We start from the raw sequence: 19,875 nt of genomic DNA, 5'->3' as shown, positions 1-19,875 counted from the left end.
ACTCCACCTGCTACCTCAGCCACTCCAGCACCGCAGGCGACAACGACTCCACCTGCTACCTCAGCCACTCCAGCACCGCAGGCGACAACGACTCCACCTGCTCAGCGCTCATCTCCACCTCAGCCTACTCAACAAGCAAGGACGTCTTCTTCCCCAATCTCCGATGCTCAAGTGGCATCACTAGTAGAAGCCCTACGGTTGTCTTCTCCCCAAACCGGGAGGGAAGACGATGGACTCTACAGTGATTGGCAGGTGAAAGCTGACAATATTCCTCGTTGGTCTAGACAATGCATTGGGCGAGAAATCACCCCTGCCGACTTTGAAGCTAGCCCCGTCACAGCACGTAGCATTCTCGTTTGCGTGATGCGCGATGTGCTGCGCGATCAATATGCTGCTAGTGAAAACCGAGAAGCTGTTGCTATCCGTCGCACGGCGGCTTGGTGGATGACAGGCGACCCCAGTCGCTATAACACCAAACCTACTGCCTCCTACGCTCAAAAAGTGCTGGATTTTTACCAACAGCAGCGTTCTCAATCTTCCAGTCCGCGATAACTTGAGCCTGTCTATCCCCCCTTGCTTTCACAAAGTCTTCTTAGGGGGGAGGATAAAAAATCGCTCTCAACAACAAGGGAGCGAAGGGAAACGCGATCGCAGGCGACGCTGGGCGTCAGGGACAAACTGCGACATCGCCACTAAATTTGTATTTATACGTAAGCAGCTAATCCTTCACCCTTCACCCTTCATACTTCATCCTTCACCCTTCATACTTCATTCTTTATTAGAAGCCAAAGCTAAAGTCATCGACGATGAGTTGACCGTCGAAGGCTGAAAGGGTGATGCGAGAAATGTTAGGGCTTTGGACGCTTAGTTGAGTATTAGGCAGAATTTCTGAACTAGAACCCGCGAGATTGGCACTCGGCATCTCACTACGCAACAGAAGATTATCTTGAGCGTCATAGGCGGACATGATTGTTCGCTGAGAACTGGTGACGTAGCAGCAGACAAAGCAAACGGGTTTGGGAAAGATTGCTTCTATCCAACCACTGTCTGGTGCTCCCATCAAGACTGTCGTACCAGATCGAGGGGGGTAAGCAGGATTGGAGGGTTGGAGAGCGATCGCATTTCTAAACAGCACTCCCCAATAATGAAACTGCTTCTCCACTCCTTCAAAGCATTTAAGATCTTCCAGATTGAGACGAGCGCAAACGGGTTTGACAGTAAGATGCTTCGGCTCTGAATTACCTATTTCCCTTACAGGAGAAGCTATCACAGCTTGGGACTCTTTAAAACTAGCTGCCGATTCAAAGGCTTCCGAATCTCTGGCTTCCTCCCACGGAAGACTGCTTTGCTTTGCCATAACACTCTCTCTTGTGCAGTTTCTCAAAACCAAACTACCTTCAACGGCTTTGACATCAGAAGGTTGAACCTTCTGATCAATTTTTCAAATATTAACTACGTACAGCACTCAATACCCTCCGGATCATCCTGACTCCTTACTTCGTCGCTGGCTACCAAGTGGACATTTCCATTTGTGCTTCTAATACAGCTTGCAGCATGGAGATTTAACAGGAGTGTGATACTAGAGGCTACAAAAGTTTTTAAGCCATTACAGATACTTACTTTTCCCTGTTGGTAAAAAGCTCACGATTTGGTAAATATTTTTTGAAGAGAAAACCGTCGTGAAAGTTCCCTCTTTTGCCTTTTTGCAGTAATTACGAGCCGTCTGTTGGTTCTGATGCACCCCAATAAGACGACTCAAGACGTAATGCAATAGTTAATGCCCCTAGTGTGGATTATCTCCGATCTTTCATAAATTGGGGAAAAATTGATCGGAGGAGGGGGAGAAAGGCTGAAGGATGAAGAGCAGGAGCAGGAGTGATGAAATGATGCTAGCAGCGCTTGCTAGTAGCCCGGAGATTAGGGGAGAAAAGCTAAACAGGGGGGCGGGGAGCGATACTTCAATCTAACAACGACAGACCTCTCCTAGCCCCCTCAAAAAGGAAATCCTCAGAAAGCAGCACATAGGCTGATTAGGGAAAAAATATTTCTCCCTGTTGACACTCAGCGTTTTAAAAAGAGGCTGATTCTTGGGTCGTTGAGGAGTTAGAGAGCGCTTAACCTCTTGTCAAGCTTCTCAGGTATGTCTTACCTCAGTATGTAGAGAATTACTCTATTCTTGCTTTTCCTACAATGCAAGGAGTTTAGGCTGTTGCCGCTGTTGGTTTTCGCTATTGCCATTGTAGTAGCGGCCCTACAAACTCGCTTTTTACGCTTTTCCGCTGATGAAGGCGATTTTAGCAATTAATGCCTGAATAAATGCAGCTCCTAGTTTATAGCCGCCGAAATCAATTCGGCGGCTATAAGCATCCCGTGAGTTAACAGAGATGAGGCTATGACCTCTGTTTTTAAAAGATCGGGGAGTCTGAAGATGCTAGCGGTAGGCTTGATGAGCCGTAAAAGCTACTTCAGGACGCGAACATCAATAACACTGGCATTGAAGTTGTACTCTAAACCTTCTAACTCAACAGGCGTCCCGATTTTGATTTTGCTGTTACCTAGTACAGCACCACTGTCAGTCACTTGTCCTCGACCTTCCAGCGTCATTAGCAGATCGGTGCTAAAAGAGTAGGAACGAGGGTCTGGCAACTCTTTAACAGAGCCATCTGGCTGGGGTACGGCTAAGGTTCGTTCCAGTTCTTGGACAGATTTCACATCAACCTGACCGTAAGGTTGATTGCGGATAACGATATTTGTCTTTTTTTTGTCGCGGAACTGCTGGATTAGAGATTGAGGTTCCTTGACGCTCAGCCCCCGGACAATGACATCTACTTCGATGGGTTTTGTGGCATTGACCTGGGCGATAGAAGACCCAGTTGTCCCTGGAAAAACAAAGATACCGAGAATCACTAACAAAATTACTAAGGCAGCACCAACATCTAAGATGCTGACTTTACCGAAGACGCGTCCTTTAGAATCCAAAATAGCCATTGATACTGTTGCTCTGTGTGCTAACTACAAGAAAGACAATGAAAGCAGCTTTTCGCTAACTATTGAAAAGGCGATGAGGCTTGTACTTGTAGTCTGGTGTTAAATTACCACAACTGTTGCGCTGAGGGCGAGGTGATGAAAAGATTGCGACTTATGACTTTTTTGGGTGCTGAAAGTTCCAGCCAGGGCAGTGAGCGATCGCTAAAAATGGATAAGTAAGCGGTGAAAAGGCAACATACGGTACTTAAACTGCGTCTACTTGATTGGCAACTGCCGCTAAGGTGGAAGTCGGTAAACCTGAGCAGGACTACATTACCTGTATTTTCCTTTTCCCCAATTGTTCCTCACGCTTAGTCTACGATGAAATTGAACTTCCTTTCTTCTTTCAATCGCTCCCGGCGTAGCTGGTTGTATCCGTTGCTGTCTGTAATGATGGCAATTTTGATCGTGGTAAGTGCCCCACAGGCGTCTTACGCCCGTTCATGGCTGGATTTAATTTTTCGTGGCGTCCAAATTATTCAGCTTTCTAATGTGGGCGATCGCCAAGAAGTCCAGATTGGGCAGCAGATTAATCAACAGTTGGTGAGCAACCGAGTTCGGCTCTATCGCAATCCAGAAATTAATCGCTACGTTAATAATATTGGTCAGCAACTAGCAAAACAGAGCAGTCGTCCTAATATTCCCTACACCTTTCAAGTGGTTGCCGATGATAGTATCAATGCCTTCGCAACTATGGGGGGCTTTGTCTATGTCAACACTGGCTTAATGGCCGCCGCAGATAATGAAGCGCAATTAGCCAGTGTAATGGCTCATGAAATTGGTCATATTACAGAACGTCACGCACTAAAGCAAGCACGACAGTCTGCTGTTGCCAGTGGTGTCGCGGCGGCGGCTGGGCTTGACCGCAATACGTTGGTGCAGATTGGGGTAGACCTTGCCTTGAGACGCCCCAACAGCCGTGAGGATGAATTGGAAGCGGATCGAGAGGGGTTGAAGATGTTACGAGGAGCAGGCTATGCGCCATCCGCTATGGTGGAGTTTATGGAAAAGCTGCTCCAAAAGCGCTCGGTTCCCACCTTTCTCAGTACCCATCCAGCAACTAGCGATCGCATTGGGACGTTGCAACGCCAAATTCCCTCTACTGAGGCGAATACTGGGGATGGCTTAGATGAAGCTGCCTACAAGCGCCAAATTCGCCCTGTACTATGACCGCATTACTGAACGACGCGGGAACACCTGAGAAGGCTCAACCCACGTCACGGCTTCCGCTAAGGGCAGGGTTCGGCGACGGTGGCGAAAGGTGTTGACTTGATAAACGAGGGAGTTATTGATATCTAGGGCAGTCATCCAGCCGCTTTTGGGATGATAGGCACCTGTATCAATATCGAGCCAGCCCTGTCCTTGAGCAATCTTGCCTGGCTGGACGCTGGGAAGTGTGAAGGTGATGGTGTGACCTGTAATGATCAGCTTGTCGGGGAAGTAGGGTTGAGTCATGCTATGAAATTCATCTCGAATCCAGCAAAGCTGATCGGAGGTTTGCTGTTCAATGGGGATTGTAGGATGGACGCCAGCGTGAACGAGCCAAACATCCCCAAGATCTAGATGAGTAGGGAGTGACTGCATCCATTTGATATGTTCAGGTAAAATGCCCCCTTCACCATAACTATTAACTGTGCTATGACCGCCGCTGTAGAGCCAGGCTTGCAGTGCTGGACCATACATTTGCCCGTCACCCAAAACATCGATGAGCATTTGCTCATGGTTTCCTAACAGGCAGTGGTAAGGGCTTTGCTTGACAAATTCTACAACCTGAGCGCTCTGAGGGCCGCGGTCGATTAAGTCTCCAAGAAAATAGACGTTGTCATCGCTAGTCGGTGCGATCTCGTCCAACAATATCATCAGAGTTTCGTAGTGACCATGCACGTCACCGATAACAATACGACGGGGGGTCATTTTTTTTCTTCCATATCCGATTGCACTGAACTGTTAGATAGCACCCTTAAAATTTGGTTAGCACAGTTGTTGTCGAAAACATACTTTCGCTAGTTACTGTACTTAGTATGCCCGATTACTTCCACAATCTTTCCTTTGGGAATGATTTATTATTTGTTAATACAATTAACAAGCCAGAACTTACTGTTTCGGGAGAAAATTAATCAATTTCAGATGAAAACTTTGGGCGTTGAGTACTGCCTTTAATAACAAAATTTGGCTGTAGTTTCTTTGATAAAATAACTTGAGCCAAGAGGGATGGGTTTCTTGCTTGAGGGGGTTTGCCGCTGTTGTTGCTGTTCTCTACTCAGAGAATTCTCTATTTGTAATAAAGTTTGTTGGTTTTTGAACTATGTCTATTATTACATTGTCTCTTATTAATATTCTGAAACAACCCACAAGCCCTACTTGGGTTGAGCAAGCGATCGCCAACCTTGATGTAATTCTCCTGGATCACTCCCATTGTGAACGCAAGGCGGCGGGAGTGGCACTGAATTTAATGTTTCGCTACCCTGCTTACACGCAGTTGGTGCGGCAGCTAACTGCGATCGCCATTGAAGAGTTAGAACATTTTGAACAGGTCAATCGGTGGCTAGAACGTCGGGGGATTCCCCTAGCACCGCTTTCCTCTCCTCCCTATGGTGCGGGACTCAAGGCGCTAATTCGACGCTCGGAACCGGAGCGGTTACTGGATTCTCTATTAGTTTCAGGATTGATTGAGGCGCGTTCCCATGAGCGGTTGGGTTTGTTGGCAATGCACTGTCCTGAGCCGGAGTTAGCTAAGTTTTATGGTGGGTTGATGGCGTCGGAGGCGCGTCACTATGGAGTTTATTGGTTGTTGGCGGATGCTTACGGTGAGCGTGAGGTGGTTAAGCAACGGCTGGAGGAGTTGGCGATCGCGGAAAGTGAGTTATTAGCGACGCTGTATCCTGAACCGAGAATTCATAGTTAGCTGATTTTTGGGGAAGAACCAAGATTTGGGGGGCTTCCCCCCAATCCCCCCACTGGGGGCGCAGCACCGCCCCCAGTCCCCCCGTGCAAGGGGTGATCGGTTTGTGGTGTTGGGTGTTGGTTAGGGGGAGTGGGAATAGGGAGTGGGAATAGAAATATGAAGAGTTACTATGGTGAGTTTTTAATTCGTTCTTGGACTGCGGGCGATCGCTTTGGTGCGGTGGAGGTGATTCGGGAGGTTTTGGTTGAGTATGGATTGTTTTGGGAGCCGACTGGAGCGGATCGGGATGTGGTGGAGGTGGAGCGGTTTTATGTTGAGGCGGGTGGGGAGTTTTGGGTAATTGAGAGGGAAGGACAGGTGGTGGGGACGGGTGCTTATTATCCGGTGGAACGAGGGGAAAAGGCTGTGGAGATTCGCAAGATGTATTTTTTGCCCCAGATTCGAGGGCAGGGATTGGGGCGGTATTTGCTGGAGCAGTTGGAAGTAGCGATCGCTAAACGGGGGTTTGAGCAGGTTTGGATTGAAACGGCAAGTGTTCTGGCGGAGGCGGTGAAGTTGTACGAACGCAGCGGTTATCTGCCCGCTACGGGGGTTGAGACAGAGCGCTGCGATCGCATTTACGTTAAGGATTTACGTGAGAAAGGTTAGGGAGTTATTGCTCTGGGGCTACTGACTTAAGGCACGCATGAAGCGCTGTAAGTTGGTCAAGAAACCCGCTTTTTTGGGAGTTGGGGCTGGGGTCTCGCCTACTGTTTCGTCGGTGGTACTGGTTGGCTGTCTGCTTAGGATTTGGTCAAGTTCGTCTCCGGCTGGTCTTTGTGATTCTTCGGTAATGAGCTGGTACTCGCCGTCGCTGATTTCTTGCCAGACTTGCCAAAGGGAGGGGTAGGTGCGGAGGATAGCGGCTCCTTCGAGGGGTTTGAGGTAGTAGCAGGACTCGATTGTGTTGAGGAAGCGATCGCGCATTTGACGAGCGGAGTAGCCAATACCAACGATGGAAATATCTTCCATCTGGGGATTGAGTAAAACAAAGGGGCGATCGCCTGCTAGGTTGAACATTTTTTCAACTTGAGCCACTTCCACGGCTGACGGGGAAATGACCAAGAAGGCTTCGTCCTCCGGCTCAATTTTTTTTTCGGGTGATGTCCGGCTACTACCAACATCACTAACTTTGAAGGGAACTTCACCCCAGTCCCGACGAGCCAGAGCCGCCGCCCCTGTGTCGGGAAAGAAGACTTTTAGCCCGGAACCATAGCTTTGAAATAGGGGGATAAACTGCTGGGCAATTGACTGGGCTTGGAGAGCAATTTCTGGGAAGACTAACTGGACTTGTAGGAGGCGGTGACCATCATCCAGAGCCGCTTGTGTCGCCTCTTTGGCTTGGGCGATCGCTTCTTCTAAGGTTTTGGGAAGTTGAGCCATTTATCGTCTGTTTACTAAAAAAGCTTATCTTTTGAAGACATCGTCAGGGAATCACTTTCTACACTACCCCTAAATTTAGCTAAACGTCGGAAGCCTCACGCCATATTTGTACTCAAATTGGCGTGAGATGGATAGGCAGTCAATCGACGGGGTTCAATACCCCTGAGATTGACAACTTCCTGATAAGTTCTCGCAGTACATCATTTTGTGTCCGTTTGGTCAACTTGCAATACTGCGCTAAGTGCTGGTATTCCTGGTCTGATGGTCTAACTGTTATTTTTGTCATGCCGCCATATTGCCGTCACTTCAGTTATGATTATGGCATGAGAACTTCATACCAGTACAAATTAAAACCAACAAAACACCAAGCCAAAGAGATAGACAGATGGCTGTCCATGTTATGCGCTCAGTACAACTATTTGTTGGCTGATAGGTTTAACTGGTATGAGGAAAACCGTTCTCCTATTAATGCTTGTCCTCTGGTATGTCACCTGCCTGAATTGCGGGACAACCCCAATTATTTCACTCAGAAGAAAACCCTACCTCAACTCAAGAAAACACATCCTTGGTACGGAGAGATTTACTCACAAGTGCTTCAGGATGTAGTCAAGCGAGTGAAGGTAACTATGAATAGATTTCTCAAGGGTGACAGTAACGGTAAGCGTAGCGGAAAACCAAGGTTTAAAGCTCGTAACCGTTATCGCACTTTCACCTATCCCCAGATGAAAGAGGGATGTTTGCAAGGCAACCTAATTAACCTGCCAATGTTCGGGAAAGTTAAGGTTGTCCTGCATCGCCCTATTCCTAATGGGTTCAAAATCAAAACGGCATCTGTCACCAAAAAAGCTGACGGGTTTTACCTGACGCTCTCGCTGGAAGATAAAACGGTTCCTACAATTAAGCCAGATTTCAATCCAGATAAAATCACCGGGATTGACATGGGACTGAAGGAATTTTTGACAACTTCTGAGGGTGAAACGGTTGCTATTCCACAGCATTACAGGAAAGCTCAAAAACGGTTACGGGTTATCCAGAAGCGGGTATCACGCCGTAAGAAGGGGAGCAATAGTAGGCTTAAAGCTATTAAGCAATTAGGAAAGCAGCACAAGAAGGTTGCGGATGAGAGAAAAGATTTTCACTTCAAAACAGCCAATTGGTTGTTGTCAAAATATGACGTAATCGCTCACGAGGATTTAAACGTCAAAGGACTTGCTCGTACAAGGTTGGCTAAATCTGTGTTGGATGCTGGTTGGTCTAGCTTTCTGTCGATACTGGCAAACAAAGCCGAAAAAGCTGGTTTGTTGGTTGTCCCAGTAAGTGCCCATAACACCTCACAAGATTGCTCCAGTTGCGGCGAGAAAGTACCAAAAAAGCTGCATATTCGTTGGCACAACTGCCCTCACTGTGGGTGTAGTCTAGACCGTGATCATAATGCAGCTATAAATATCAGAAACAGAGCGGATGGGCAAACCGTTCTTAAAGCTCAGTTAATGTCCTATGCTCTCTTCAGGAGTCGCTGAGAAGCCTACACCATACTGTACTCAGTTGGTGTAGGAGTTGTCACTGAAATTAGACAGTCGATAAGGCGGCTTTGGGTATCAGTCGCTTGAGGATTTGCTTGAGAACCATTGCTGTCCACTCTACATCGGCTTCTGTAGTCTCACGTCCTAGGGTTAGGCGAATTCCTCCTAGGGCTTCTACGTCACTGTAGCCCATGGCAAGCATGATGGGGCTAGGGCTGAGTTTCCCGCTATGACAAGCGGAACCCGCGCTGATCCCAATGCCAGCTAGGTTAAGTTGCCGCACCAGGGTTTTACCTGTGATGCTTGTGTTGTCTGTGTTGGTTATACAGAAACTAACGTGATGAGGTAAGCGGTGCAACCGAGAACCTGTGGGTTTTAGATTGGGTGTATCTGCCAATTCCTCGAAGAGTTTGTTGCGTAACTCGATTAGTCGAGGTGTCTCTTTGGCTAGTTCATCGGCGGCAAGTTCCGCCGCCACGCCGAAACCGACAATCATTGGCACAGCTTGGGTGCCGGAACGCAGTTTCATCTCTTGTCCCCCACCTAATAAGAGGGGAACTAATTTCACGCCGGGACGGATATAAAGCGCTCCTGCTCCTTGAGGGCCGTAAATTTTATGGCTGGAAAGCGAAAGCAAATCGATGGGGAGCTGTTGCATGTCAATCGGCAGACGTCCGGCAACTTGGACGGCATCGGTATGAAACAAAACGCCGCGATCGCGGGCAATTTCTCCCAGTTCTACAATCGGTTGTAAGGTGCCGACTTCGCTTTGACCGTAAATGACTGAGACTAAAACGGTATTGGCTTGCAGGGCGTTTTTTAAATCCTCTGGGTTGACTCGTCCCTGGCTATCTACTGGTAGCCGCGTCACTTCCCACCCTTGTTGCTCTAATAAGTTAGCTGGTTCGGCGATCGCAGAATGTTCAACGCTGGAAATAATTAAATGCTGGGGTTTCTGGTAGGAACGTGCCACACCCATGATGGCGAAATTATCCGCCTCAGTGCCACCGGAGGTAAAGATCACTGATTCGGAGGTAGCGGCATTAATTAGTCCTGCTACCTGCATTCTCGCTTGTTCAATTAACGTCGCTGACTGTTGTCCCCACTCATGCAGGCTAGAGGGATTACCCCACTGTTGTGTGAGAACTTTTTGCATCGCAGCGATCGCTTCTGGGCGCGTTGGTGTTGTGGCACTATAATCCAGATAAATTTGCATCTTAAATTTCGCAACGGGCTATCTCTTTTAGGATATAGCGCTGGCTTGTCCGTTGTCTGTTGTTGTGAGTTCTCAGTCGTGAGATCAGGGGATAGGGAGAACCAATAACCTCCTTCATACTTCATCTAAATACCCGGTTTACTAATGTTATAAACCTCATGGGAGATGACGGCTTGTGGTGCTAGGAGTCTGCCGCAACAGATAAACCAGACTCGTAGACTTGGTGTTTATGTTAAGGCAAATGGGAATAATGATTGAGGAATAATCTTCATTATTCATTCCTTGGTTCACTATCAAACAACGCTTGTGTCTCAACGTTCTCCAACTCGGTTGTCTGTTTGCAGCGCCTTGCTGCTAACACTACTGCTTTCAGGGTGTCAACAAGCCCGCTCCCAACTACAGCGTCCGGCTCCTCTGCCTCAAGATACGTTTGTACAGGTTTACTTTAATCAGGCAGAATCAGCGGAGTATACAGATTCTTATCGACAACTCAAGCGTTCAGGGGATGATTTGGAGGCGCTCATTGTAGAAGCGATCGCCTCGGCTGAGTCCACTGTAGATGTTGCGGTGCAGGAGTTACGTCTGCCCAAAATTGCTCAGGCGTTAGTAGAGCGTCATCAAGCTGGGATACAGGTGAGAGTGATTCTCGAAAATACCTACAGTCGTCCCTGGAGTGAATACACCGCTGCTGAAGTAGAAAAATTGCCGGAAAGGGAGCGATCGCGTTACAACGAGTTTCGCAAGTTAGTAGACAGCAATGACGATGGTCAACTGAGTCCGGAGGAAATCAACACCAAAGATGCTTTGGTTGTGCTCCGTAATTCTGGTATTCCTGTTATTGACGATACGGCAGACGGCTCTAAAGGCACTGGATTAATGCATCACAAGTTTGTCATTGTTGATAACAGTCGGCTGATTGTTACCAGTGCAAACTTTACAAGTAGCGACATCCACGGCGATCTCAGTGTGGCGGAAAGCCGAGGCAATGCCAACAATCTTTTGAAAATTAGCAGTCCAGAACTCGCCGTTCAGTTTACCGAAGAATTCAATCTTATGTGGGGCGATGGACTCGCAGGGCAGCCTGATAGTCGATTTGGTGTCAAAAAGCCGATGCGAGCGCTACAGCCAGTTACCCTCGGTGATGTCACTGTTACCGCACAATTTTCTCCTGCCTCTGCTACCCTACTCTGGAGTCAGAGCAGTAACGGTCTAATTGGCAAAACGTTGAGTACAGCTACTCAAAGCGTTGACTTGGCGTTGTTTGTCTTTTCTGAGCAGCCGCTCGTGAACCTTTTGGAAGTGTCCGCTCAACAGGGTGTACAAATCCGCGCTGTATTTGATCCGGGCTTTGCCTATCGCTACTACAGTGAGGCACTAGACATGATGGGAGTGGCGCTGAGAAACCAGTGCCAGTATGAGGCAAATAACCGTCCCTGGCAAAACCCCATTGCTACAGCTGGTGTTCCTCAACTTCCTCAGGGAGATTTGCTGCATCATATGTAGGGCGACACTTACATTGATTAATTCGAGACTTCTTGGAACTTAGCGGGAAGTGTTGGTATAGCGTCCTTTCAAGGGATTACCGCTTTTGGACTATGACAAATAGATTGATTAATGTTGTCGCGACTATGACAAATAGATTGATTAATCAGCCTATTCTTACTGAGTATATTTTGCAATAAGCTACCTTCTATTTTCTAGTGACTCGACTTTTATTTGTAGTTGACTTATTAGTTGTGCGCTCGAAGTTTGCGTAGCAGATTGTCGCTCCACTGCGACTTCGATTTTATTGAGCTGCTCTTTGATAGCTTTATTCTGTTCTTCTAACCGGGCTACTTGATTGTTTGTGTTGCTGACTGTCGCGAGTGTCGTTAAGGTTGCCGCTGTCGCGATCGCTGCGATCCAATTTGCAAGGTGGTCGGTCAGTATGGACGATTTGCTTGGGTTTAACATTGCTAAAAAGGTCTGGGTAGTTTAACGCTACCTAGACCTTCTAGTGATATTCAGGCTTATTTGTTTCGTTAGCAGCAGGCTTGGAGTAGCTCGAAGTGGTGATACTCGGATCTTCTGATGGGGACGCCGTTGTAAATTTCTTTGCTGAACTTTCCCCAGAATCGCCCGAAGTCGCCGTTGGTGCGGAAGGCGGTTAGGAAGCCGTTGATTACGCCGTCTTGTTCTAGTCGCGAGTTGAAGGCGTCCAGGTCGTCGGGCTGCAAGCCTGAGCGTGACTGGAACTGCTCTCTAATATCGGGCGGTGCGATCTCATCAAAGGGCAAACCTGTGAAGGAAGGCATTTTGGGATTCATGTAGAGGATCTTGCCATTCCGTAGGCTTGCAAAACCTACGGGATTGGGAGCGGACTTTGCCTCAATCTCTAATTCTTCTGTGCGAGACCTGGGGGAAGATATCAAAGTGCGTTCCGGTTGAACGATGACGCGATCACCTTCAGCCTCATTGGTTGACGTAGTAACCATCTCTACCGGAATCTCTAGATAATTCCCTATCAACGCTTGCTGGCAACCTACTCGATAAGCCCACAAGGCAATTTCCTCAAGGTGCTTATCTAAAAGCTGTTGATGCTCTTTAGGATTTTTGAGGTTAGATATCTTGAGAGTCCGGGACTGAAAATCGACGGAGACTTTCCAGTCTGTATGGCGAATTGTCTGCCAAAGAAGATTAGATCCCATTTTTCACTCCGTTTTCGGATTTCTTTATTTTCATTAGCTCTCTTGTACTTATACCCAACTCAGCGGCTAAGGCTACAAATTCGCGATTATCTGGAGTTTCTCCCGCTGCTACTTTTTTGAGGAATTCAGCCGCCAGATTGGATGAGGTACTTTCGTTAGAATCAGCCTCGCACCAAGACTGAATGAAGTCTCGCAAGACTGGACTCATCTTAGTGCGCCGTTCTGCACACTTAATTTGAAAACGTTGTTTTAGAGCAGGGTTTATCTTTAGTTTGATTTCTTCAGTATCTTCCATGCCCTAATTTTGGCATTGATGGGAAAATTCCTCTAGTGGTAATTTTCCCATTTTCCCATTTGGGAGTAAACTACAAGCAAAAGCGATCGCCGCTCCATCCACCAGATATCGCAAGCGATCGCTTACCCCCAAAGGAGGCAATTTGATTATGCACCCGATCGCTCTCTTAAGAAAGTGGAACTTGTCATATACTCAGCTAGCAAATGAACTGCATCTCACTGAGGCAACGGTGAGAGCTTGGGGCTTCCGCTCTACAGCTAAGAAATTTAGGCATCCATCCGATCTGGTACAGCGTACCTGCCAGCTCCTGGACGAAAAGTGGGAGCGCGAAAAAAAAGCAGAGACAGAAAGCCAAGTTGCTTGAAGTGGAACTAACACCTATGAAAATTAGAACTATCACTGGGACTATCCACTATTGCAACTCAGGCAGAAAAGAAGTTCAAACAGTTAACTGCCTATTTGATGACAGAGCTGAAAAGTACGAACTAACAAGGGTCTATGTTGTCGAATTTAAACAGGAATTAGTTTTCAGCAAAAATGACAACACATTTCTGGTGAACGATCATGAAGAAGACTAACGGCTGAAGTGGACAATACTACCGCTCTTGCACCTAGCCCCTCAACTTGAGGGGCTTTTTAATGTTTACAAGCCTCTATGCAAGGTGCATGGAAATTTGAATGCAAGATGCATGGTATCCAAACACAAGTCCCCAAGAAGAAAGTGATTGCCGACATTTCACTCAAACGGTGGGGAGTATCACAAAGGACAGTCAACCAATCCACTTTTTGGCGATGGTGCGACTGTTTAGAAATCTCTTCAAACGCTGATTTCTTTTCCCTTTCTGAATACAAAAAACTGCTCAAGTACGCGCTGCACCTTAGGTGTGGCGGCAATAAATATAATTTCACCGAGGAAAGCTATGACGACGATTGCTCAACTGTTTCAAGGTAAAAAGGTTGTTTCTAAGGCTCGTGGAAAGGCAATCGCAGAGGGTATTGGAGCCTCTGAGCCGTTCACAAAAAACCAGTGTAAAGAGATTGATGAGATCGATTCCTTAATGACTGCCCAAAGTATTAGAGAGCCAGGTGAAGCAATTAAACGTTACCGTGCCGGAGAACGGGCTGTCACGGCAAATTCTAAGACGCAGGCTTATACGGAAAAAATCAATGAGGAAGGTGCCAAGACTGCCGAGGAAATGCGGCAAGATCAGCTTGCACTAATCGATCGCAGTGCTGAGAAACAGGCGGCAGGACTAGTTATCACCAAAAACGTCCGCACTGCCCAATATCTGGCAACGGGGAATTTTCACTCCCCAGAAGTCAAGGAAAAAGTCCGTCAATCAGAGCGACTCGTGGAAGCGTGCCTGCTAGGAAACATCCTTGGGTATGACGAGGGAAACTTACTAGATGGTTTCTCGACCGATGCGAGGACGCTAGAGGGCGCGGCTTCAGAGAAGGCACCCTCCTCTGCAACTGCCTAGAACTCCAAAGGAGAATGTTCGTGAACCTCTTAGTAAAAGCATTAGGTGTAGCAGCGACGGGAGTTGTAGGCAGTGCTGTTGCGATGCAGCTCCTAGTCTTGCCTGCATTGGAAAAGTCTGTTTCCGAAGAGCGAATGATGGCGATCGCCTACCAAATAGGAACGGGGGCTGGATTAGCTTCCGCCGCTACCCTGCTGGTGGCTGAGTTTCTGGGAAAGCGGAAGATTCCAACAACCCCAGAGGAAGCTATCTTGATGCAACTTCAGCGCTCTGAAATAGAGCCAGAGCAAGCAGCAAGGCTTTCGGAAGCCTACGCAGCGCTATCGGGCCAGAATCGCCTGGGTTCGTAGCATCTAACAACCAGCAACCAGGCTCAACCACTGATTTTTCCATGTTGAGCCTGCAACCAAACAACCGCTATTTGCAACCGAGGCTTTTGCCATGATGGGAGGGTTTGAAGGATTTGAAATTTGGGAGCCGCAGGAAGAGGAAGAGGTTTCTGCTCAAAGTAATGGAAAACCTCAACCAGAAGAACAAGAACCCGTTGACGTTACTTCTCAACACAAAGAACTTGTAGATTCAGCACTGAAGGCGAAAGACGTTAATCGCCGTCGAATTTTCACTGTACTAGTAGGACTTGCGGGATTGGGGATTGTCAGCAGCATTCTGCTTAACCGCCCTCAGCGGGAAGTTAAGCAGCTCCAAAACGTTCAAGTTCAAGAGCCTCAAACTCAGCAGCCGACTCCTACTCCTTCTACTTCCCCTGCTGAAATTGAAATTCCCTCATTACAAATCGACGCTACTACTCAAGCTAGGGACGAAGCGCTGGGACTGGCACTTCTAGAAACAGAGAGCTTGGTAGACAATGCTAAGAATGCCCGTAGGGCTTTTATGTTGAGCAAGTCTCAGAAAGAGCTGGAAGGAAATAGCATTCCCAGAGATATTACTTTGCTGAGAGAAGTGTATCGGCAAGTTCAAGAACAGCAAAAACTGCTGATCAACTCTGGTGAATTTAGCGGCACTGCTGCTCATCAGAAAACTCTTCTGCCGCTACTCGCTGATAGTTTCGCTGTGCTAGATGCCCTGCGGATCATCTGGGATGTTGAAATTCCTAATAACAATCCTGAAATAGAGGAACAGGCAGCAATGGCTATTGAGGCTGTATGCGCCAGCAGCGAGTATGCCTGCCCCTCATCCTATGACTTAATCAAAGCAATGGAGCGCTCTGGGGTTGCTCTTCGTCCGTTGCCGTCGCGCCCATCCGCTAATAACGTAGTCCAGGAGACTATCCGCCCAGCCGAGTTGAATCGACACATGGCTGATATGTGGCGGCTTGGTGCAGTTGTCCGACGCCGCACTCACGAGCAAAAGTTGAGAGAGCTGGGCATTTCTGATTCTGAGGCTGTACCTCCACAACCTTCTGCCTCACCTAAGCCGGAAGAAAAAGACAATGGCTTACCCAAATAGATACCAAGCAAAGCACCTCGCCATTCTTGGCTTTGTTGCTTCTATAGCTAGCGCTGTGACGTTTTGGGGAGTTTCGCTCAAAAGTGAAAGCTACATCGGCGGATTTCATCCGTACCTCAATCAGGCTCAGGCTGGCTACCAGATTGATCATGGTAAAAACCCCATCCGGAACCGGGAATTTTACCTGATTATGATGGGTAGCTCTATTCTTATGGCTGGGTTAATCCTCAGCGCCGACGATGGTGCAGGCAATGCCCTAATTGATTTGCGCCCTGATGCCTTTAGAAAAGACTTTGCAGAAACAGCAATCATCACGGGGCAAATCTTTAACGAGTCGCTGGGGACGGCGATCGCTGGCGGTCTGTCTTGGGCTGTTCTGAGAGGAAAGAAAACCGCTGAGGTTGTCTGGCTTAACACTGCACCAGCCCAGGTAAAAACGGCTCTGGAGAAAAAGACCCTTGCTGTAACTTGGCTTAAGGAATTTCTCAAAGCGCCTCACGCCTGGATCGCGGGGCGTACAAGAGCAGGAAAAACCTTTTTGATGCTCTGGATTTTGAAAGAAATTCTCAAAGCAGATTCAAACGTGGAACTTCGGATTTGGGATATTCACTATCTCAAACCTGACCCAGTAACAGGCCGGAAGAACGACTGGATGCGCCTGCCTCGCAGCTACGTGCAGCGCAAGCCGGAAGATATCATGGCAGCCTTCTTAGCAGAAGACGAGGAGCTAGAAAGACGCAAAGAGCTGGGGATTAACAAGCCCAAGCGCATTATTTTGATCGACGAACTCAACTCCACCGCCAAAGCTTGTAATGGCGGGAAAGGAAAGGACGGCGAGTTTAGCCGATTGTTAGCCAAATTCCTTTACGAATCCGCTGGCTATGGATGGAAGTTCTTGCTCTCTGGACAAGCCCTAGCAGTTGGCGAAGCGGACATCAGCGAGGATACACGGCGCAATATGGCTCTAGCGATCTGTGGAGATGATGCAGCAGACTCGGATGCGTTGCTCAGGCTCTCTAAGAGCAAAGCCAAGGAACTTGCCCAAGAAGCAGGAACCTTACTCAAGCAGAAAGTAAGAGTCGCCTGTGTTCAAATTCCGGGCAGGGGAGCAACCATTCAAGTCATTCCAGATCTTTCAATGGCTCCTACCTGGGAAATCAAAACCAAGCAGCCCCAAGATGCAGACCTAGCTTGGTGGAAAAGTATTTGGACTTCTGAAAAGAAACAGTGGCTTGAAACCCTTGCCTACCGCTTCGTGGCAGGGGAGATAAAATCGCCGCTGAAAGAGGAAGTCTGTCAGGGCTTCGGTGTTCCTTATGGCCCGCGATCGCCTAGGTATGCAAGGTTTGTCGCGGACGCCTGGAGGAATGCTGTTGAGATCGCAAAACAACGACTAGAAAAGGATGAAGAGTAATGGACGGAAAAGGAATTGCTGGATTACTTTTAGGAACCGCAATAGTTATTTACGGTGGTGGCCAATTTGCGGGTGGACTGATTACTCGCAGCCTCAAGCCTGACGGAGATGTATCACGCCCACAGGATGTGGGGCGGAATGCTGGTGCGGCAATCTCCGGAGGATTGCACGAGTTCATCATGGGAACTTTTCCAGCTTTTCGCAATGGAAAAGATGCTAGCAGCCTTGATTCTGGTACAGGTGGGAAGCTTCGATTTGAGGTTCCTCTACCTACACTACCTAGCTCAGTTAACTCGATTGGTCAGGGGAGCGTACAGCCTGTGCGCTCTTTTGAGAGTAGCGTCAATCCGGTCAGTGCGTCCTTGCGCTCTGCCCAGATTAACGGTGGCGGCGTGGTCAGCCAAGACCGTAACGGCGATGGCATTGTCACCCTTGACGAACTCTAGGAGGATTTGATGGGGCGGACGATTTGGAACCTTTCGGCTTGCTTTGGAGTATTTTGCTTCTTGGTCTGGACAAACATACTCCCGTCTTTGACAAAGATGGTAGGAATGCTCAAAGGAATTGATGAAGCCAAAGCCACAGCGCAGAGGATTTATCAATCAATAGAGGCTATTCCTGATTCACCCTACCTCAGCAACGATAAGGGGCTAGATCGTCCCGCCCCTAAAACTCCTCACGGTCGCGTGATTCCGTTGTCTGCTGGCACCAGTGAAGCAGAGCAGACAAAAATTGATTGCAAAACTTACCAGACCTCGCTAGCCAAAACCGCAAAGGATTTGGGCGGGACTTTAAAGATGGAGGATGTTCCATGCCCCGCCGAATAACGAGTGAGGAGATAATTGAGCAGCTTCGGCGGGACTACCCCAATGGGTTTCCTTCGGAGAAGACGCTGGAGGAAGCGATTAGCGCGATCGCCCGTCACCATGCTCAAGAAGAAGTCGGTAGTCTGAAGGGATTTATCGCAGTTGTTTTGCTAATTGTCTTGGCGTTCAAACTTCGTTTACCAGTACCTGCGCCGCCGCAGTTACTGCCCAAGCTAATGACCAGCGAAACTGGATCGTCACTGGCTAAAACAACCTCTTTTGAAGCTTTAAAAGTGGCTACCCCATTTCTAATCGATAACTCTCCCCCTGGTAGCTGGGACTTTACCCTAAGCCGCAATGGTTCAACTTCTGTAGAGATTCCCAGTCCCTGCACAGGGGTTGTTAACCGAGTTTGGTTTCAAGGTGTCAGTGGCAACTTAACAACGGGCAGAGGGGCAGGACAAATAGTGCAGGTTGCCTGCGAAGGCAAAGATTACGGCTGGCTTATAGCTCACATGGAGAAGCCTTTAGTCAGAGAGGGCGACCAGGTGCTTAAGGGTCACGCGATGGGGATTCAAGGATCAACTGGACGCAGTAATGGTGATCATGTCCACGCTCAGATTCACAAAATCCAAGGCGACAACTGGGGGGCAAGGATTACCGATCGTGCCCACACCGCGCCACTGATTGAAAATTACTTTGCTTTTGTGAGGAAAGGTCAATGATAAGCAAAGAAGTTGAAGCCGTTTTGTCTACTGGCTTTTGTGAGGTATATACAGACTCTGAAGGGGTGCATCATTACGAGTTTCCTGAAATGGTGGGGGACTTGGGTTACTCCCCAGAAAATTTAAGAATTGTGCGCCTGATATGGCACGCACATCCAGAGTGGCAGGGTCAGGATGAAAACAGTGTCCCGGATTGGGATGCCATTGACGAAGAGTTTGTCTCATACATGGAAGATACGCAATGAGCCTAAAACAATGGGCTAGGCGCTCTAACTCCTCACCTGACTATTTGGGCGATTTGATCTTACTGGGGTTAGTGGGAGCGATCGCCCTCAACTCGTTGCACAACGTATTGAAACGATTCTCTTTAATTCCTCAGTCTTACCAAGAGGCAACCTATACCTTGCCTTCTGCGATCTCTTCGGATACGGAATTTGTTGAAAAGACCCAAGCGATCGCTCATCGCCTGGGAACCAAACCTGAATATCTATTTGCAGTCATGCATTTTGAGAGTGGCGGCTCCTTTAGCCCTAGCAAAAAAAACTTAGCAGGCTCTGATGCCACCGGATTGATTCAGTTCATGCCTGCTACGGCAAGGGGCTTGGGAACTTCAACTGCTGCCCTTGCGCGAATGAGCCGAATTGAGCAGCTTGATTATGTAGAGCGATATCTACGCCCGTTTAAGGGGCAGCTTAACACCCTAATCGATACTTATATGGCTGTCCTCTACCCTGCTGCTGTCGGCAACGGTGGGAACTATCGCCTCTTCACTAGGGGAACGATTGCCTATCGGCAGAACGCTGGGCTAGACAGCGATCGAGATGGCGTGGTTACTGCGAAAGAAGCGGCGGCAAAGGTCAGTCGTTTTCTGCCACCAACAGACCGTAAACCTTAGTCAACTTTTAAA

At 48.1% G+C, this 19,875-nt stretch carries 22 protein-coding genes and 1 pseudogene; 16 read left to right on the top strand and 7 right to left on the bottom strand.

The features are described 5' to 3' along the window. A pseudogene (locus tag AC5JR3_RS20615) lies at positions 1–552 on the top strand (hypothetical protein); the annotation flags it as partial. Positions 553–778: 226 nt separating this feature from the next. On the opposite strand, the gene AC5JR3_RS20610 reads toward AC5JR3_RS20615, so the two are convergent. Both AC5JR3_RS20610 and AC5JR3_RS20605 read right to left on the bottom strand, forming a co-directional pair. Next, the gene (locus tag AC5JR3_RS20610; RefSeq protein ID WP_495848439.1) at positions 779–1,357 is read right to left on the bottom strand and encodes a hypothetical protein; all 579 of its coding nucleotides are present in this window, start codon (positions 1,355–1,357) and stop codon (positions 779–781) included. Between the two features lie 1,103 nt (positions 1,358–2,460). Then, on the bottom strand, positions 2,461–2,988 hold the full coding sequence (locus AC5JR3_RS20605; RefSeq protein WP_495848438.1) for a DUF4330 domain-containing protein: 528 nt from the start codon (positions 2,986–2,988) through the stop codon (positions 2,461–2,463). Positions 2,989–3,348: 360 nt separating this feature from the next. Between AC5JR3_RS20605 and AC5JR3_RS20600 the strand changes: the two genes are divergently transcribed. Then, positions 3,349–4,197 (top strand): M48 family metallopeptidase, encoded by an 849-nt coding sequence (locus tag AC5JR3_RS20600; protein ID WP_495848437.1) that lies wholly within the window; start codon positions 3,349–3,351, stop codon positions 4,195–4,197. Here the strand turns inward: AC5JR3_RS20600 and AC5JR3_RS20595 are convergent. Beyond that, on the bottom strand, positions 4,192–4,941 hold the full coding sequence (locus AC5JR3_RS20595; protein ID WP_495848436.1) for a metallophosphoesterase family protein: 750 nt from the start codon (positions 4,939–4,941) through the stop codon (positions 4,192–4,194). The genes AC5JR3_RS20600 and AC5JR3_RS20595 overlap by 6 nt on opposite strands. Positions 4,942–5,332: 391 nt before the next feature. Here AC5JR3_RS20595 and AC5JR3_RS20590 point away from each other — a divergent pair, with 391 nt between their 5' ends. Then, entirely contained in the window at positions 5,333–5,932 is a 600-nt protein-coding gene (locus AC5JR3_RS20590; RefSeq protein ID WP_495848435.1) for a MiaE family protein, read from the top strand. Positions 5,933–6,088: 156 nt separating this feature from the next. Further along, the gene (locus AC5JR3_RS20585) at positions 6,089–6,580 is read left to right on the top strand and encodes a GNAT family N-acetyltransferase (protein ID WP_495848434.1); all 492 of its coding nucleotides are present in this window, start codon (positions 6,089–6,091) and stop codon (positions 6,578–6,580) included. Positions 6,581–6,598: 18 nt separating this feature from the next. On the opposite strand, the gene AC5JR3_RS20580 is transcribed toward AC5JR3_RS20585, so the two are convergent. Beyond that, positions 6,599–7,354 (bottom strand): DUF1995 family protein, encoded by a 756-nt coding sequence (locus tag AC5JR3_RS20580; RefSeq protein WP_495848433.1) that lies wholly within the window; start codon positions 7,352–7,354, stop codon positions 6,599–6,601. A 323-nt stretch (positions 7,355–7,677) separates the two neighbouring features. On the opposite strand from AC5JR3_RS20580, the gene AC5JR3_RS20575 reads away from it, so the two are divergent. Next, positions 7,678–8,874 carry an RNA-guided endonuclease InsQ/TnpB family protein gene (locus AC5JR3_RS20575; RefSeq protein WP_495848444.1) on the top strand — a complete coding sequence of 399 codons (1,197 nt, stop codon included), beginning with the start codon at positions 7,678–7,680 and terminating at the stop codon, positions 8,872–8,874. Between the two features lie 49 nt (positions 8,875–8,923). On the opposite strand, the gene AC5JR3_RS20570 is transcribed toward AC5JR3_RS20575, so the two are convergent. After that, the gene (locus AC5JR3_RS20570; protein ID WP_495848432.1) at positions 8,924–10,093 is read right to left on the bottom strand and encodes a cysteine desulfurase family protein; all 1,170 of its coding nucleotides are present in this window, start codon (positions 10,091–10,093) and stop codon (positions 8,924–8,926) included. A gap of 306 nt (positions 10,094–10,399) precedes the next feature. Here AC5JR3_RS20570 and AC5JR3_RS20565 point away from each other — a divergent pair, with 306 nt between their 5' ends. Next, on the top strand, positions 10,400–11,596 hold the full coding sequence (locus tag AC5JR3_RS20565) for a phospholipase D-like domain-containing protein (protein WP_495848431.1): 1,197 nt from the start codon (positions 10,400–10,402) through the stop codon (positions 11,594–11,596). Between the two features lie 518 nt (positions 11,597–12,114). Here AC5JR3_RS20565 and AC5JR3_RS20560 read toward each other — a convergent pair. Together AC5JR3_RS20560 and AC5JR3_RS20555 are read right to left on the bottom strand one after the other, a co-directional pair. After that, entirely contained in the window at positions 12,115–12,780 is a 666-nt protein-coding gene (locus tag AC5JR3_RS20560) for a hypothetical protein (RefSeq protein ID WP_495848430.1), read from the bottom strand. Then, positions 12,770–13,075: a hypothetical protein gene (locus AC5JR3_RS20555; protein ID WP_495848429.1), complete on the bottom strand. Its 306-nt coding sequence runs from the start codon at positions 13,073–13,075 to the stop codon at positions 12,770–12,772. Before AC5JR3_RS20555 ends, AC5JR3_RS20560 begins: the two co-directional genes overlap by 11 nt. A 181-nt stretch (positions 13,076–13,256) precedes the next feature. Here AC5JR3_RS20555 and AC5JR3_RS20550 point away from each other — a divergent pair, with 181 nt between their 5' ends. The 10 genes from AC5JR3_RS20550 (at position 13,257) to AC5JR3_RS20505 (ending at position 19,863) form a co-directional block, all read left to right on the top strand. Further along, positions 13,257–13,439 (top strand): hypothetical protein, encoded by a 183-nt coding sequence (locus AC5JR3_RS20550; RefSeq protein WP_495848428.1) that lies wholly within the window; start codon positions 13,257–13,259, stop codon positions 13,437–13,439. Between the two features lie 556 nt (positions 13,440–13,995). Further along, positions 13,996–14,556 (top strand): hypothetical protein, encoded by a 561-nt coding sequence (locus AC5JR3_RS20545; RefSeq protein ID WP_495848427.1) that lies wholly within the window; start codon positions 13,996–13,998, stop codon positions 14,554–14,556. A 20-nt stretch (positions 14,557–14,576) separates the two neighbouring features. Then, positions 14,577–14,906 carry a hypothetical protein gene (locus AC5JR3_RS20540; protein ID WP_495848426.1) on the top strand — a complete coding sequence of 110 codons (330 nt, stop codon included), beginning with the start codon at positions 14,577–14,579 and terminating at the stop codon, positions 14,904–14,906. A gap of 91 nt (positions 14,907–14,997) precedes the next feature. Next, the gene (locus AC5JR3_RS20535) at positions 14,998–16,023 is read left to right on the top strand and encodes a hypothetical protein (RefSeq protein ID WP_495848425.1); all 1,026 of its coding nucleotides are present in this window, start codon (positions 14,998–15,000) and stop codon (positions 16,021–16,023) included. Further along, positions 16,007–17,437, top strand: coding sequence for a hypothetical protein (locus AC5JR3_RS20530; protein WP_495848424.1), 1,431 nt, complete (start codon positions 16,007–16,009; stop codon positions 17,435–17,437). Before AC5JR3_RS20535 ends, AC5JR3_RS20530 begins: the two co-directional genes overlap by 17 nt. Continuing rightward, a complete protein-coding gene (locus AC5JR3_RS20525) occupies positions 17,437–17,883 on the top strand; it encodes a hypothetical protein (RefSeq protein WP_495848423.1) in 447 nt (148 codons plus the stop codon). The genes AC5JR3_RS20530 and AC5JR3_RS20525 overlap by 1 nt, the downstream gene beginning before the upstream one ends. 9 nt (positions 17,884–17,892) lie before the next feature. Next, positions 17,893–18,264 (top strand): hypothetical protein, encoded by a 372-nt coding sequence (locus AC5JR3_RS20520; RefSeq protein WP_495848422.1) that lies wholly within the window; start codon positions 17,893–17,895, stop codon positions 18,262–18,264. Continuing rightward, positions 18,249–18,968: a M23 family metallopeptidase gene (locus AC5JR3_RS20515; protein WP_495848421.1), complete on the top strand. Its 720-nt coding sequence runs from the start codon at positions 18,249–18,251 to the stop codon at positions 18,966–18,968. Before AC5JR3_RS20520 ends, AC5JR3_RS20515 begins: the two co-directional genes overlap by 16 nt. Further along, positions 18,965–19,213 (top strand): hypothetical protein, encoded by a 249-nt coding sequence (locus AC5JR3_RS20510; protein WP_495848420.1) that lies wholly within the window; start codon positions 18,965–18,967, stop codon positions 19,211–19,213. The genes AC5JR3_RS20515 and AC5JR3_RS20510 overlap by 4 nt, the downstream gene beginning before the upstream one ends. Continuing rightward, positions 19,210–19,863, top strand: coding sequence for a transglycosylase SLT domain-containing protein (locus AC5JR3_RS20505; protein ID WP_495848419.1), 654 nt, complete (start codon positions 19,210–19,212; stop codon positions 19,861–19,863). The genes AC5JR3_RS20510 and AC5JR3_RS20505 overlap by 4 nt, the downstream gene beginning before the upstream one ends. Positions 19,864–19,875 lie beyond the last annotated feature (12 nt).

This window comes from Kastovskya adunca, assembly GCF_059505785.1.
Note: the sequence above shows the minus strand (reverse complement) of the source record. Positions and strands in the feature narration are given on the sequence as shown.

Excerpts from the sequence above, each read along its gene's own strand:
- AC5JR3_RS20610 (WP_495848439.1), bottom strand. The coding sequence starts at position 1,357 with ATGGCAAAGCAAAGCAGTCTTCCGTGGGAGGAAGCCAGAGATTCGGAA.
- AC5JR3_RS20605 (WP_495848438.1), bottom strand. The coding sequence starts at position 2,988 with ATGGCTATTTTGGATTCTAAAGGACGCGTCTTCGGTAAAGTCAGCATC.
- AC5JR3_RS20600 (WP_495848437.1), top strand. The coding sequence starts at position 3,349 with ATGAAATTGAACTTCCTTTCTTCTTTCAATCGCTCCCGGCGTAGCTGG.
- AC5JR3_RS20595 (WP_495848436.1), bottom strand. The coding sequence starts at position 4,941 with ATGACCCCCCGTCGTATTGTTATCGGTGACGTGCATGGTCACTACGAA.
- AC5JR3_RS20590 (WP_495848435.1), top strand. The coding sequence starts at position 5,333 with ATGTCTATTATTACATTGTCTCTTATTAATATTCTGAAACAACCCACA.
- AC5JR3_RS20585 (WP_495848434.1), top strand. The coding sequence starts at position 6,089 with ATGAAGAGTTACTATGGTGAGTTTTTAATTCGTTCTTGGACTGCGGGC.
- AC5JR3_RS20580 (WP_495848433.1), bottom strand. The coding sequence starts at position 7,354 with ATGGCTCAACTTCCCAAAACCTTAGAAGAAGCGATCGCCCAAGCCAAA.
- AC5JR3_RS20575 (WP_495848444.1), top strand. The coding sequence starts at position 7,678 with ATGAGAACTTCATACCAGTACAAATTAAAACCAACAAAACACCAAGCC.
- AC5JR3_RS20570 (WP_495848432.1), bottom strand. The coding sequence starts at position 10,093 with ATGCAAATTTATCTGGATTATAGTGCCACAACACCAACGCGCCCAGAA.
- AC5JR3_RS20560 (WP_495848430.1), bottom strand. The coding sequence starts at position 12,780 with ATGGGATCTAATCTTCTTTGGCAGACAATTCGCCATACAGACTGGAAA.
- AC5JR3_RS20555 (WP_495848429.1), bottom strand. The coding sequence starts at position 13,075 with ATGGAAGATACTGAAGAAATCAAACTAAAGATAAACCCTGCTCTAAAA.
- AC5JR3_RS20545 (WP_495848427.1), top strand. The coding sequence starts at position 13,996 with ATGACGACGATTGCTCAACTGTTTCAAGGTAAAAAGGTTGTTTCTAAG.
- AC5JR3_RS20535 (WP_495848425.1), top strand. The coding sequence starts at position 14,998 with ATGATGGGAGGGTTTGAAGGATTTGAAATTTGGGAGCCGCAGGAAGAG.
- AC5JR3_RS20530 (WP_495848424.1), top strand. The coding sequence starts at position 16,007 with ATGGCTTACCCAAATAGATACCAAGCAAAGCACCTCGCCATTCTTGGC.
- AC5JR3_RS20525 (WP_495848423.1), top strand. The coding sequence starts at position 17,437 with ATGGACGGAAAAGGAATTGCTGGATTACTTTTAGGAACCGCAATAGTT.
- AC5JR3_RS20520 (WP_495848422.1), top strand. The coding sequence starts at position 17,893 with ATGGGGCGGACGATTTGGAACCTTTCGGCTTGCTTTGGAGTATTTTGC.
- AC5JR3_RS20515 (WP_495848421.1), top strand. The coding sequence starts at position 18,249 with ATGCCCCGCCGAATAACGAGTGAGGAGATAATTGAGCAGCTTCGGCGG.
- AC5JR3_RS20510 (WP_495848420.1), top strand. The coding sequence starts at position 18,965 with ATGATAAGCAAAGAAGTTGAAGCCGTTTTGTCTACTGGCTTTTGTGAG.
- AC5JR3_RS20505 (WP_495848419.1), top strand. The coding sequence starts at position 19,210 with ATGAGCCTAAAACAATGGGCTAGGCGCTCTAACTCCTCACCTGACTAT.